This is a genomic window from Pseudomonas sp. UMAB-08 (assembly GCF_900095225.1).
Taxonomy (GTDB): Bacteria; Pseudomonadota; Gammaproteobacteria; order Pseudomonadales; family Pseudomonadaceae; genus Aquipseudomonas.
This window is the reverse complement of the sequence record NZ_LT607420.1, coordinates 124,822-139,340: the sequence shown is the minus strand read 5'-3', so window position 1 is coordinate 139,340 and position 14,519 is coordinate 124,822. Positions and strand designations below refer to the sequence as shown.

The 14,519-nt window shown below is 58.0% G+C and carries 10 protein-coding genes; 5 read left to right on the top strand and 5 right to left on the bottom strand.

The features are described from left to right. Position 1: 1 nt before the first annotated feature. The 4 genes from K0F75_RS13980 to K0F75_RS13965 form a co-directional block, all read right to left on the bottom strand. Positions 2-916 carry a branched-chain amino acid ABC transporter permease LivH gene (locus tag K0F75_RS13980; RefSeq protein WP_219062578.1) on the bottom strand — a complete coding sequence of 305 codons (915 nt, stop codon included), beginning with the start codon at positions 914-916 and terminating at the stop codon, positions 2-4. Positions 917-1,088: 172 nt separating this feature from the next. After that, positions 1,089-2,225, bottom strand: coding sequence for a branched-chain amino acid ABC transporter substrate-binding protein (locus tag K0F75_RS13975; RefSeq protein WP_219062462.1), 1,137 nt, complete (start codon positions 2,223-2,225; stop codon positions 1,089-1,091). Positions 2,226-2,602: 377 nt separating this feature from the next. Further along, positions 2,603-3,886: an FAD-binding oxidoreductase gene (locus tag K0F75_RS13970; protein WP_219062461.1), complete on the bottom strand. Its 1,284-nt coding sequence runs from the start codon at positions 3,884-3,886 to the stop codon at positions 2,603-2,605. 124 nt (positions 3,887-4,010) lie between these two features. Further along, entirely contained in the window at positions 4,011-5,501 is a 1,491-nt protein-coding gene (locus K0F75_RS13965; RefSeq protein ID WP_219062460.1) for an aldehyde dehydrogenase family protein, read from the bottom strand. Between the two features lie 179 nt (positions 5,502-5,680). Between K0F75_RS13965 and K0F75_RS13960 the strand changes: the two genes are divergently transcribed. The 4 genes from K0F75_RS13960 to K0F75_RS13945 all read left to right on the top strand — a co-directional run bounded on the left by K0F75_RS13960 (position 5,681) and on the right by K0F75_RS13945 (position 10,004). Continuing rightward, entirely contained in the window at positions 5,681-6,583 is a 903-nt protein-coding gene (locus K0F75_RS13960; RefSeq protein WP_219062459.1) for a LysR family transcriptional regulator, read from the top strand. A gap of 108 nt (positions 6,584-6,691) precedes the next feature. Next, positions 6,692-7,936: a nicotinate phosphoribosyltransferase gene (gene pncB / locus K0F75_RS13955; protein WP_219062458.1), complete on the top strand. Its 1,245-nt coding sequence runs from the start codon at positions 6,692-6,694 to the stop codon at positions 7,934-7,936. A 3-nt stretch (positions 7,937-7,939) separates the two neighbouring features. Next, a complete protein-coding gene (nadE, locus tag K0F75_RS13950) occupies positions 7,940-8,767 on the top strand; it encodes an ammonia-dependent NAD(+) synthetase (protein ID WP_219062457.1) in 828 nt (275 codons plus the stop codon). A gap of 211 nt (positions 8,768-8,978) precedes the next feature. Further along, the gene (locus K0F75_RS13945; protein ID WP_219062456.1) at positions 8,979-10,004 is read left to right on the top strand and encodes a 2-oxoadipate dioxygenase/decarboxylase family protein; all 1,026 of its coding nucleotides are present in this window, start codon (positions 8,979-8,981) and stop codon (positions 10,002-10,004) included. A gap of 72 nt (positions 10,005-10,076) precedes the next feature. Here K0F75_RS13945 and K0F75_RS13940 read toward each other — a convergent pair whose 3' ends face one another. Then, the gene (locus K0F75_RS13940; RefSeq protein WP_219062455.1) at positions 10,077-12,059 is read right to left on the bottom strand and encodes a sigma-54-dependent Fis family transcriptional regulator; all 1,983 of its coding nucleotides are present in this window, start codon (positions 12,057-12,059) and stop codon (positions 10,077-10,079) included. Between the two features lie 516 nt (positions 12,060-12,575). Here K0F75_RS13940 and K0F75_RS13935 point away from each other — a divergent pair. Next, positions 12,576-14,519, top strand: coding sequence for a hydantoinase/oxoprolinase family protein (locus K0F75_RS13935; RefSeq protein ID WP_219062454.1), 1,944 nt, complete (start codon positions 12,576-12,578; stop codon positions 14,517-14,519).

The window sequence follows — 14,519 nt, the reverse complement described above, 5'->3', positions numbered from 1 at the left end:
CTTACACCTTCGCCACGAGTGGGCGACCCAACAGGCCTTGAGGACGGAAAATCAGGATCAGTACCAGCAGCGAGAAGCTGAAGACGTCCTTATAGTCAGAGTTGATCAGTCCGGAAAACAGCGACTCGGAGATACCCAGGATAATCCCGCCGAGCATGGCCCCAGGCAGCGAACCAATCCCGCCCAACACCGCAGCGGTGAACGCTTTGATACCGATCACGAAGCCTGCGTAGAAGTCGAAGGTGCCGTAGTTCAGGGTGATCAGGACACCGGCCAGTGCCGCCATGGCCGCGCCGATGATGAACACGTAGGAAATGACCCGGTCCGTATTGATCCCGAGGATCGAAGCCATTTTGCGGTCTTGTTGGGTCGCGCGACACATGCGGCCCAGCTTGGTGTACTTGATGATGTAGGTCAGCAGGGCCATCCCGGCAAACGCTGCAACCAGAATGAAGATTTTGGTGTAGGTGATCTGGACGAAACCTGTCCCGATATCCAGTTTCAACGCCCCGGCCAGCAACGTCGGCACACCTTGTTGCCGTGAACCCTGGCTGATCTGCGCATAGTTCTGCAGGATCAGTGAAACGCCGATGGCACTGATCAGCGGCGCCAGTCGGGTGGAGTTACGCAGCGGTTTGTAAGCGATACGCTCGATGACCCAGCCATACACACCCGTCACGAAGACGGTGAACAGCAACGTCCCGAAGATCAACAACGGAAAGGATTGAATACCGAAGGAGGACAGCAGAGCCAGGCTGATCGCCGCGAGGTACGCAGAGATCATATACACCTCGCCGTGGGCGAAGTTGATCATGCCGATGATGCCGTAGACCATTGTGTAGCCGATGGCAATCAGGCCGTAGACCGACCCGAGGGTCAGGCCATTGATAATTTGCTGCAGGAAAATACCGTCCATCATGCACTCTCACACGCTTGAGAGGCCACGTTGAACCCGGTTTCGATGAGCCCTTGTGAGGCGCATCTGGCCGGGTTCATGTGGCTCCAGAAGAAATTAGAACCCATTACCAAAGCCGAGCCTGCGTCTGACGACTTATGTCGGGAGGCGCAGGCTCGGCGATGCGTTTATCTCACTTCTGTTTTTCCAGCTGATGGTATTTGCCTTGTGCATCCCACTGGTAAACCACGTAGTCGGAGACTTTCAAGTCGCCTTTGCCGTCCCAGTTTTTCTTGCCCATTACGGTTGGCACCGTATTGGCTTTGAGCCATTCGGCGGCAGCCTCGCCTTTGTTGGACTTGGCACCATTGAACGCGGCAGCCAAGGCCTGCACAGACGCGTAGGCATACAGGGTGTAGCCTTCAGGCTCGTAACCGGAGGAGCGGAACTTCTCAACCACAGCCTTGCTGTCTGGCAGCATGCGAGGGTCGGCACCGAAGGTCATGTACACGCCATCGACGTACTGAGCACCACCGGCAGTGGTCACCAGTTCGTCTGTCACGATGCCGTCATCGGACATGAACTTGACGTCTTTGAGGCCTTGTTCACGCAGTTGACGGACCAGTGGGCCGGCTTCCGGGTGCAGGCCACCGAAGTAAACGACATCGGCTTTTTCTGAACGGATCTTGGTGACCAGAGCGCTGAAGTCTTTCTCGCCGCGGGTCAGGCCTTCTTCAATAACCGGTTTAACACCACGCGCGGTCAACTGCTTCGACGTGGCGTCAGCCAGACCCTTGCCGTAAGTGTCTTTGTCGTTGATCACAGCAACGCGTTTGCCTTTGAGCACATCGACGATGTAATCACCGGCAACGATGCCCTGCTGATCATCACGCCCACACATACGGAACATGGCTTTCAAGCCACGCTCGGTGACGACAGGGTTGGTGGAACCCGGGGTCATCACGATGATGCCTGCATCGGCATACACTTCTGAAGCAGGAATCGTCGACGATGAGCAGAAGTGCCCGACCACGCCCACCACTTTGTCCTGATCGGTCAGACGGTTGGCTACAGCGACCGCCTGTTTCGGTTCGCAGGCGTCATCGCCTTTGACCAATACGATTTTCTCGCCGTTTACACCACCGCTGGCATTGATCGCGTCCGCTGCAGCCTGGGCGCCTCTCATGTACTGCTCGCCGAAGGACGCGTTCGCACCAGTCATCGGACCTGCCACGCCAATTTTGACATCTGCCTGAACAAACGAAGAAACACCCAATGCAGTAGCAACTGCGAGTGCCAGAAAACCTTTCCTGTAAAACGTCTGCGACATGTGATGGTGCTCCTGAGGTGTTTTAGTTAGCACAGCAACTTCAGCGGAAGCTTTGATTCAGCTACAAGCGCAGAGCAAGTGGCGTGCCATAGGTTTTTTATTCTGAAAAAAGTCGTTGTTTTGTTGTTATTCGACCGTTTTGTGCCCTTTTTCATTGGGCGTGCAACCGTCTAAACCGGAACAGGTACAACCCTCCTTATATAAAAGAGCAACCCTCCCCCTTAAAACTTGCAACCCACGCAGACGACCCCGTGCAACCCAGCTGTAACAGTGCGCGTAACCGAAGTGCACATCCGCGGTGCGCGACCGCTACGGGACGCACCATTAGAGGTTAGTTGGTGCGCGAAAAAGCGCCGCCCGTTGCCAGAAAATTCTCCTCAAATCACGATTCGCAGGCACTGGCCCGCGTGATACAGGGAAAAACCCGCCTCATAAAGGCAGCTGCGCAGCCCCACACCGGACAACGGCAGCATCGGCGCAAACGGAATCGGCAACGCCTTGGTATTGCCATGGCACAGGTAATCGGCAAACGCCTTGCCCACGACGCTGCCCGTGGTGTTGCCTCGACCGTTATAACCGGTGACGGCCACCAACCCCGGTGCAGGCTCAAAGAGCCGCAGCAGGTGGTCAGGAGTGAACGCGATACAGCCCGTCCAGGTGAATTCCCAGTCCACCGGTTTGAGGTAGGGGAAGTAATGCTGCTGGACGCGGTCTGCCCACGCCTTGAGGAACCAGGCCGGCTTCTGATTGCCGTTGCCCAAGCTGCCTAATAAAAGACGACCGTCAGCGTCGCGACGAATGCTGCTGAGCACCTGGCGCGTGTCCCAGGAACCCTGCCCACCCGGCAAAATCCGCTGTGCAGCCTCTTCGGTCAGTGGTGCAGAGGCGACCTGATAGTAATAACCGGGGAAAAAGTTGCGGCGCAGCTCCGTCCACTCGCCTTCGGTGTACGCATTGGAAGCAATCACCACTTTCTCGGCCAGCACGGCACCATGCTCGGTGATGACGCACCAACGCTCGCCCTGGCGTTCCAGGCGGGTGACCGGGGAGTGATCGAATAATTGACCGCCGAGGCTGCCCACGGCTTTTGCGAGCCCGCTGGTGAACGCCATCGGGTTGAATGTGCCGGCACGCCGATCCAGCAGTGCTGCGGATATTTTCTGAGTGCCGGTAGCGTCCTGGCACGCCTTGCCGGTGAGTAACTCGACCGGCGCGCCCCGACGTTTCCATTGTTCTTCGCGACTGCGCAGATCGGCTTCGCCACGGGCGTTGTGCGCCATGTGCAGCGTACCTTCGCGACGCAACTGGCAATCGATGTTGTATTTGTCGACCAGGCTGAACACCAGAGACGGCGCAGCACCTAGCATCTGATTCAACTGACTGCCGACGTTCTTGCCGAACCCGGCTTCGATCTCGTCCGGCGGAATCCACAGCCCGGCATTGACCAGCCCGACATTGCGCCCAGAGCCCCCGTGCCCCGTGCGATGGGCCTCAAGCACGGCGACCCGCTTGCCTTGCTCCAACAAATGAATCGCTGCCGACAACCCGGTGATGCCCGCGCCAATCACGCACACATCGACCGTCAATTCGCCCTTGAGCGCCTTGGCCTCAGGCCGTTGCGGTGTCAGCTTTTCCCACAGACATTCTTCGCGTAGCGCCATCGCAAAAACCCCTGAAATACTGCGCAAAATCTTGTGTTGCTGATCCATCGCTTCGCGAACAAGTTCGCTCCTACAGGATTTACGCAGAACCTGTAGGCGCGGGCTTGCCCGCGATGAGGGACTATCAGTCGAACGTAATACCCTGCGCCAGCGGCAACTCAAGGGAGTAGTTCACCGTCGCCGTCTGACGACGCATGTAACCGCGCCATGAATCCGAGCCCGACTCACGACCGCCACCGGTTTCTTTTTCACCGCCGAAAGCGCCGCCGATTTCCGCACCGCTTGGGCCGATGTTGACGTTGGCGATCCCGCAGTCGCTGCCCAATGCAGAAATAAACTGCTCGGCTTCGCGCACGTCCGTGGTGAAAATGCACGACGACAGGCCTTGCGGCACGGCGTTGTTCAGGCGCACGGCTTCAGCAAAATCGTCGTAACCGACCACGTACAAAATCGGGGCGAAAGTTTCGGTGCACACCACGTCACTTTGCTCTGGCATTTCGACGATGGCCGGGGACACGTAGTAGGCATCAGGGAACTGCTCAGCCAACTGGCGCTCGCCGCCGAATACTCGACCGCCTTCGCTCAGGGCCTGCTCAAGGGCGTCCCGCATATTTTCGTAGCTGTTTTTGTCGATCAACGGACCGACCAGATTGCCTTCCAGCGGATGACCGATGCGCACTTTGGCGTAGGCGGTTTTCAGACGGCTGACGATTTCGTCCTTGACCGATTCGTGAGCAATCAAGCGACGCAAACTGGTGCAGCGCTGACCGGCCGTACCGACGGCGCTGAACAGAATTGCGCGTACCGCCAGATCAAGGTCGGCGCTTGGGCCGAGGATCATTGCGTTGTTGCCGCCCAACTCAAGAATGCTGCGGGCAAAGCGTGCTGCGATTTTCGGCGCGACTTCGCGGCCCATACGCGTACTGCCAGTGGCACTGATCAGCGCAACACGCGGGTCGTCGACCAGCGCTTCGCCGGCTTCACGCCCACCGATGACCACCTGGCTCAGGTAAGCAGGCGCATCAGGGAAATGTTTGAGCACGCCTTCGAACAACGACTGGCAGGCCAGTGCGGTCAGCGGGGTTTTCTCCGACGGTTTCCAGATCACGGCATTGCCGCAGACCAGCGCCAGTGCCGTGTTCCAGGCCCAGACCGCGACAGGGAAGTTGAACGCACTGATCACGCCGACGACGCCCAGCGGGTGCCAGGTTTCGCGCATATGGTGACCAGGGCGCTCGGAAGCGATGGTCAAACCGTACAACTGGCGCGACAGGCCGACGGCGAAATCACAGATATCGATCATTTCCTGCACTTCACCCAGACCTTCCTGAGTGATCTTGCCGGCTTCCCACGACACCAGCGCACCCAGCTCGGCCTTGTGCTTGCGCAGGGCCTCACCGAACAGACGAATCAGCTCACCACGGCGAGGCGCCGGGACCTTGCGCCAGGCGTCGAACGCATGTTCGGCACGGGTGACGTGCTGCTCGACTTCCGCTCGCCCTTCCCAATGCACGGAAGCGATACGGCTGCCATCGACAGGCGTGTGCACGGCCTGATCGCCTTTCTGGTACAGGGCGGGATCGACACCGAGGCGGTTGAGCAAGTCGGTAAGCATGTTGTCTCCTTGATTCTTGAAATGAAAAACGGAAATCGAAAGATGGGTGAAGCGTCAGGCTCTACTAATAGCTGGCCTGAGACGTGCGAACAAACGACCATTAGGCGAGATATCATTCCGTTTATTCATGCTGCCCTCCCATCTGCACATGGCAGCCTCGAAAAACATAAGGCCTGAGCATGCTCAACAAACGTTATCTGCCATCAATCACCGCGTTGCAATGCTTTGAGGCAGTGACCCGGCACTTGAGTTTTACCCGCGCGGCCGAAGAGTTGAACCTGACGCAAAGCGCCGTCAGCAAACAAGTCGCCCAGCTTGAAGAACTGGTGCAACACTTGCTGTTTCGCCGCGTGCGCCGACGCCTGCAATTGACTCCGGCTGGCGCGCTGTACCTGGGCGAAGTACGCAAAATCCTCACGCAGGTGGAAATGTCGACCCACTACCTGCGGTCCTACGGTGGGGAAACCGAAGTCCTGCGCGTGTCCACGCCATCGACCTTCGGTGCCCGCTGGCTGGTGCCCCGGCTCAAAGGCTGGCGATTGCGCCATCCGCACATCCACCTGGACCTGATGGATGAACAGGAACCCGACGACCTGATTCAGGGCCGCTGTGACCTGGCGTTCTATTTCGGCCAAGGCGCCCGGCCGGGTGCCGAGTCGGTAAAATTGTTCAGCGAAGAACTTATTCCGGTCTGCGCGCCCGGCAGCCTGCCGGACAAACCGTTTACCGACCCGACCCAACTGAGCGAGCTGGTGCTGCTGCAAAGCGCCTCACGCCCGCAAGCCTGGCATGACTGGTTCGACAGCCAGGGTTACCACACCGAACACAGCTACCACGGCCCGCGCTTCGAGACGTTTTACATGTGCATACGCGCCGCACAGGTCGGGTGCGGGGTCGCGCTGCTCCCGCGGTTTCTGGTCGAAGAGGAGCTGGCGGACGGTAAGCTGGTGATCCCCTGGCCCCACGCGCTGCCCAGCCATGACGCCTATTACCTGGCCTACCCTGAGCACACGGCAGAAGTGCCGAAAATCCGCGATTTCGTGCGCTGGATGCTGGAACAGTTGGATAACCCGACAAGTTAGGGGCGACAATGCCGGCCCAGCAGCCCGCACGGACGTCAGCAGCGCCTTTACAGCGTTGCCCGAGCGTTGCGAGCCCAACCCCATCGGCTGCTCTGGAGAGCTGACAACATGAGTGAGAGCGCCTTCTCCGATCGCATCGTGCAGAACCTGCTCGACACCGACTTCTACAAGCTGACCATGATGCAAGCGGTGTTGCACAACTACCCAAACGTCGACGTGGAGTGGGAGTTTCGCTGCCGCAATGGCGAAGACCTGCGGCCTTATCTGGCCGAGATCCGTCATCAGATCGAGCTGCTCTGCGAGCTGTCCATGAGCGACGCTCAGCTGGGTTTTCTTGAGCGCATCAGCTTTATGAAGCCCGATTTTCTGCGCTTCCTCGGCTTGTTCCGCTTCAACATGCGCTATGTGCAGACCAGTATCGAGAACGGTGAGCTGTGCATCCGTCTGCACGGGCCGTGGCTGCACGTGATCATGTTCGAAGTGCCGCTGCTGGCGATTGTCAGCGAAGTGCGCAACCGTCATCGCCACCCCGGCACATTGCTTGTGCAGGCGCGTGATCAGCTGTATCGCAAATTCGACTGGCTATACGCCAACGCCACCGCCGATGAGTTGGCCGAACTGAAAGTGGCGGATTTCGGCACCCGTCGGCGCTTCTCCTACCGCGTGCAGGAGGAAGTCGTCACTGTGCTCAAGCACGACTTCCCCGGCCAGTTCGTCGGCACCAGCAACGTGCAACTGGCCCGCACGCTGGACCTGAAACCGCTCGGCACCATGGCCCACGAATGGATCATGGCCCACCAGCAACTCGGCCCGCGGCTGATCGACAGTCAAAGTGCCGCGCTCGATTGCTGGGTCCGTGAATACCGTGGCCTGCTAGGCATTGCCCTGACCGATTGCATCACCACCGACGCCTTCCTCAACGATTTCGATCTGTACTTCGCCAAACTGTTCGACGGGTTACGCCATGATTCCGGCGACCCGATCATGTGGGCCGAAAAATGCATTGATCATTACCAGAAGCTCGGCATCGACCCGATGAGCAAGACGCTGGTGTTCTCCGACGGTCTGAACCTGCCGAAGGCGCTGGATATATTCCGTGCGCTACGGGGTCGTATCAACGTCAGCTTCGGCATCGGTACCAATCTCACCGCCGACATCCCCGGTGTAGAGCCATTGAGCATTGTGCTTAAAATGACGGCTTGCGCGGGTCAGGCCGTGGCGAAAATTTCCGACGAACCCGGTAAGACGCAATGCAAGGACCCCAACTTTGTCGCCTACCTGCGGCATGTGTTCGAAGTGCCTGCGAGCCCGGTTTCCAACCCTTCCGTTTCTGCACAACCTGTTAAGGAGTGAATCATGCAAGCCGTACAGCTCCAGATCGCTGAACAGCTCAAGGTCCAGCCACCTTTCGCCGACCAGAATGCACTTGAAGCCGAGGTCGCCCGACGGGTCGCCTTTATCCAGCAATGCCTGCAGAACGCCAGGCTCAAGACCCTGGTACTGGGCATCAGTGGCGGCGTCGATTCGCTGACCGCCGGCTTGCTCGCGCAGCGCGCCGTCGAGCAGTTGCGTAAAAGCACCGGGGATGAAAGCTATCGATTCATCGCCGTCCGCCTGCCGTATCAGGTCCAGTTCGACGAGCACGAAGCCCAGGCATGTCTGGAGTTCATTGCGCCGGACGAGTCGCACACGGTCAATATCGGTCCGTCTGTGCAAGCGCTGGCAGCGCAGATCAAGGCGTTCGAAGGCCAACACGCCAGTGCGGTGGATTTTGTGATGGGCAACACCAAGGCGCGGATGCGCATGGTCGCGCAATACACCATCGCCGGCGCGCGTCAGGGGCTGGTGATCGGTACCGACCATGCGGCGGAAGCCGTGATGGGTTTTTTCACCAAGTTCGGCGACGGCGCCTGCGACCTGGCACCGCTCAGCGGGCTGGTGAAAAATCAGGTCCGGGCCATCGCCCGCAGTTTTGGCGCCCCGCAATCACTGGTGGAAAAAGTCCCCACCGCCGACCTTGAAGACCTGGTACCCGGCAAACCGGATGAAGCGTCCCACGGCGTGACCTATGCCGAGATCGATGCGTTCCTGCATGGCGAGCCGGTCCGCGAAGAAGCGTTCAACATCATCCGCGACACCTACGCAAAAACGCAGCACAAACGCGAACTGCCATTCGCGCCGTAAAACAACACAGATCCCACGCAGGAGCGGGCTTGCCCGCGATTGCGGTGTAACTGACGCACCGTATCAAGCTGACTCGCAGGCAAGCCCGCGCCTACAGAGGGATCGCGTTTCAACAATAGAAAACGGAATGAACCTGCCGTTTTTTTTCGCTTGTCCGGCTGGCTGATCAACGCTTTCATAGGCACCTCTCATTCAGCCAGAGCCGCTGCCCATGTCCTCGTTCCAAGGCCTTTTCTCTCTCGTCGCCTCCGTCGTCGGCCAACCCGCTGCGCAGTGGCTTGAATCCCACGTCGAAGTACCGGAAAGCCTGCACGCCTTCAGTTGGAGCGAGACCGCGCTGCACCGCGCGTGGCTGGCTGAAGCGCTGAACCTGTGCCTGCTTCACAAGCTGGTGGAGGCTGTGCCGGTGGGCCGCATGTATGTCGAGGAACAGGCCGGACAAGGCCGCAAAGTGCTGTTCGACCATGGCGCTATCAGGACGGTGGACTGGGTCGCAAACGGTGAACTGCCGCGGGGTCGCCTGGCGTTTGCCCGGCTACTCGAACCGCTGGGTTTTACCGATGTGCGCACGTATCCACTGACCAAACTGAACATGACCGGCTGGGGTTATCGTCAGCAGGATCTGCCGGAAGATATCGCCCAGTTCTTCGTCTCCGAGCTACACCCTGGTCGTTTCAGCCCAGCCTTTCAGGCAGCTGTAGGCCGCATAGTCGGCTCCAGCCGCGATCCGCTGAACGCCGAGCACTTGAGCATCCTCAACCGCCTGCAACTGACCCGCCACTGCACCTTGGCCGAAGCGTACCGCTTGCTGCCGGGGCTGTATGAAGCGTTCGGGCGCCAGCATGGCGTGGTGCAGCACGCGGATTATCAGCAAGTACTGAGCGAGAGCGCGGAAATGGCCTGGATCGCCACCGAAGGCAATAGCTTCAATCACCTGACCGACCGGGTCACCGACCTTGAGACCCTGGTGGCGGAACAGAACCGCAGAGAACGGCCAATGAAGGCCAGCATCGAGGTGTCTGCTTCGGGCAGGGTGATGCAGACCGCCTACAAAGCGTGCACCGTAAACCGCGCACTGGCGGACGCCAACGGGCAATTGCACGAGCATCAGGTGCCCGGCTCGTTTGTCGAATTTATCCAGCGCAAGCTCGACCCCATCGACGACAAGCTCGACCTCAACTTCGACAGCAGCAATGCGCAGGCCATCTTCAAGATGACCGAGTCGAGACCGACATGATCACCGTCAGCCAGCCAGTAGCCTGAACGCGTCCTGGAAGTGCAGTTCCTCGAGGCGCGATTCGCACCGACTTCAGCCTGAAGTTGATGACCCCGCCTCTCCCGCTTCACGGTTGATTCCATAACGCTTTATACGCAGGTAAAGGGTGCTTTTTGCGATGCCAAGTTCCTTCGCCACCTGCGTCAGGTTACCTCGACACCGCTCTATCGTTTTGGAAATGACCTGGCACTCTGTTTCCTTCAGGCTGCCAATGAGACTTTCGCTCTGCTGAACAGCCGTTTTCCGCACATAGGAAGGCAGGTCAGAAAGTCTCAATACTGTGCCCCCCATCAGTAACATACCCTCTACCACATTGCGCAGTTCCCGGACGTTACCCGGCCACGCATAGGCCATTAGATGCCCCAGCAGGTCGTCGTCCATGTGTGGAACTTGAACACCGTGTCGATGGGCTCGGCTTATCAGCAAATGTTCAACCAACCGAGGAATATCTTGCTTACGCTCGCGCAGTGGAGGAATCGTTACGCTGGTCACCGCGATCCGATAAAACAAGTCACTCCGAAACCGTTGATTGGCCACATCTTCGCGCAAATCACGGTGGGTTGCCGCGACCAGCCTAAAGTTTACTTTGCGTGGTTCTGTCTCGCCCAGCCGGTATATCTCCCCCTCTTCCAGCACCCGAAGAAGGTAACTTTGCAACTCCAGGGGCATTTCGCCGATTTCATCCAGAAACAATGTGCCCCCGTCTGCGGCTTCAATCTTGCCTTTCATGCCTCCACGGCGGGCCCCGGTGAACGCCCCGTCCGCATAACCGAACAATTCGCTGGAGAGCAGGTCCTTGGAAAGACTCCCACAGTTAATGGAGACAAACGGCCCGTTTTTGCCAACACCTGAATAGTGAATACCCTGCGCAAAAGCTTCCTTGCCAACCCCGGTTTCCCCGTGCAAAAGGACCGATACGTGAGAGTTGGCCAGTTGTCTGGCTTTTCGCAGAGACTCGACAAGCGCCGGGCTCTCTCCGATGATGCTGTCGAACCCTCTGCGCTTTTCACAGTCTTCGTTGCGAGCCAATGGGGTGATAGACGGTCGGACCAGTGCTCTACTCGGCACGCGTATCAACGTGCCTAAACGCACACCTTGCGCGCTGATTGACTGCAGCCAATCGGCAGATAACCACTGTGGTAAAACGCCCATTAAACGTCCGTAGTCGTCCAGGCACAATGACGGTAGACGGCAGTTATTGGCGACGTTGAAATCGATGCCTCGGGCCGTCAGCGCACCATAAGCCTGAGCATTGGCCTTGATCAGTAAACCATTGGCATCGAACAGCATGATCCCCTCACCCGCTTCTCTCCACAGATCGACAGAGGCGTCCAATAGCCGGTAGCGATTGGCGGCGTATTGCTTGGCTAATGCGGACTCGATCCGGTCAGCCGTGGTCACCGCCAGGGCAAGCGTGTGGCGGTTGTAAGTCTTCGACTCTCCCGAAACGTTCAGAACACCCAGAATCTGACCATCAGAAGGGTCACGGATGACGGTCGCCGAACAGGTCCACTGCTTGATGCCTTCGCAGAAATGCTCTGCCGCGTGAACCTGTATGGGGCCTTCCAGCAACAGTGCAGTGCCAATCGCATTGGTCCCGCAAACGTCTTCGCCCCAAGGGCTGCCAGGGAGCAGATGAATGTGCTCGGCGCTCCTGAGCGTATAGGGGTCACCGCCCGTCTCGATAATCATGCCGCTGCTGTCGGCTAAAACGATGACGGTGCCCGTCTGCGCAAGAAACTGGTTGGCCATCGCCATCGCTATTGCGCTGACGTCCAGAAGGCGTGCCTGCCCCCCACGGATCGCCGCGAGCTGAGCCTGGGTTACCGGTTCCGGCGCATGTCGAAGCGTTGGGTTGACGCGTTTGTCCAGGCAGCGCCTCCACGAGTCCCCCACCGGATAGCGCAATACCGAAGCAGGTGTTTCGACGCCGCTGAGGACGCCCTCCCACGCAGCCAGTATCTGACCGTCGTGTTCTGGTCGTGGATAGACGAAATCCAGGTGCGAAGCATTCATCAACACATCCTCTTTTCTTATTATGTATGTGCCCGCCTGGCAGCACAGCGAAGGGCTCAGCGCTCTATATAACGGCGAACGCCACTTTTAGGCCATGTCCCTACATTGCAGTTTGTCCTGACTGTACCTCTTCACCTGGGCGCCCGACCACCCTCCAAAGACGAAGAGGACGAATGGCGTTGGGCTGAACGTATTGAACATGGCTCAAGGACATCCCTGTTTATACGAATTGGGACCGAACGAAAGTCATCCACTCATCCGTCCGAGAATCAAACGCCCGACGCATAAAACAACCCGACACACATCGGACTTATAATTTAATCACTTAAAAATCAAACAGTTATAAATAATAAATTTACTGGCATGCCGCTTGCTATTTCTTATTCGGCAGCCCTAACAATCTGCCGTACACAGTGATGCGTCACACGCTCAAGAGCCTAAGCCGGTTACGGCAATACGGAAGACTGTGTTGTTCAAACACTGGTCAACTGATAACAAACAAAAGGACATAGACCCGTGACACTACAAATCAATATTGATAACGGTGGAACGCTCACCGATATCTGCATACTCACCGATAACGACGTCAAGAAAACCAAGGTACTCACCACGCCCTATGATTTAAGCAATTGCTTTTTTGAAGGGTTGAAAAAAGCGTCCGGCGTGCTCTATGGCGAACCCGATGTGCAGCGGTTACTTGAGGAAGTTGACCTGATCCGCTACTCGACAACGCAAGGCACTAACGCAATATGTGAACGAAAAGGCCCCAAGCTCGGGTTGATTACCAGCCTTAACAACCGTGAACTTTCAGACCAACTAAGGCAGCATGACGCCGACTTATATGACGCCTTGGTCGGGGTACGCGTCAGTTTGCTGGACACCGACTCCCTGGGCGTCGAACAGGCCGAGATGGAGATTGTAAAATCCATCAATGCGCTGACCGCGGCGGGTGCCAATCGCATCGTCGTCAGTTTTGCGGATAAAAACTTCGAAGCGCTGGAAAATATTTTCCGCAAAGTAGTACTCCGTAAATACCCTCGTCATCTGCTGGGGGCCGTCCCTACGTTGTATGGCAGCGACCTGAGTATGGATGCGGACCCGGTACGCCGCACCTGGACCGCCCTGATCAACTCCTTTCTTCATCCGGCAATGGAGCAGTTTCTGTTCAATGCAGAAAACCGCTTGCGTGCCTTCAACACCAAAAACCCGTTGTTGATTTTTCGCAACGACGGCGATGCGTCTCGCGTCGCCAAGACGGTGGCAGTGAAGACCTACAGCTCCGGTCCGCGCGGTGGTATGGAGGGGATGAAGTCTTTTGCCAAGCGCTATGGGATGAGCGACGTTGTCGCGATTGATGTCGGTGGCACGACGACGGACATCGGCCAGTGCATCAACGGCAACGTGGCTGAAGTGCGACGCGGTCGTGTCGAAGGTATCAGCGTTTCATTCCCCCTCAGTGAAATCACCAGCGCCGGGGCTGGTGGCAGTTCAGTGTTCAAGGTGGTCGACAAGAAAATCGTGATCGGCCCGGACAGCGTCGGCGCCGTGCCCGGACCGGCCGCCTTTGGTCGTGGCGGCACGCAAGCGACGATTACCGATGCCAGCCTGCTCTCCGGTTTGTTCGATCCAAAATCCTATTTTGGTGGCGGCATGCAGCTGGATCTGGACCGCGCGGCAACCGCCATCGCCATCCATATCGCGACCCCCTTGGGGCTGGAACCCGATGACGCACTGAGCGCGATGGAAACCGCGTATGAAACCAAAATCGCTCAGGAAGTCCTCCGCGTTACACAGGTCAGTAACGAGACGGTGCTGCTGGCTTTTGGCGGCGCAGGCCCACTGAATGCCTGCGGTGTGGCTGAAAAAGCGGGAATCAGTCGTGTCGCGGTTCCCTGCATGGCGGCGGTGTTCAGTGCTTTTGGCATTGGCACTTGCGATATATCGCACCGCTACAGCGCTGTGCTGGACGCCGATCAACGCACCCAGGCGGGTGTCGATGCCGCACTGGCAGAGCTCAGTATCAAAGCCGGGCGTGACATGTTTGCCGAAGGCTTTCAACCGGGCGATTACGACATCGAATCACGCCTGTTCGTCACCGATGCCAAGGGCAAAGAACTCGTTCATCCCTTGGACAAGACGTCGAACGTACGCCTTGCATTCGAGGGCGCACACAGCGCCGAACTGGAAGTCACGGCGATCAAGCGCCTGCGTAAGGACGCTCATCAAGCCGCTCAGTTCACGCCGCTCAACGCCGCCACAAGCAGCGTTACCCGCCATGTACTCACGCGCGACCAAGGCCGTATCGATGTCCCGGTTTATCGACTGGCGGATTTGAAGGCTGGCGATTATGCCCAGGGGCCGGCGATTCTCGAAGAGGACTTCTTCACCTGCAAGGTGCTCGACGGTTGGACGTTTGCCATCAGCGACCACCAAGACATCTTATTGAACAGGAAGGCATGA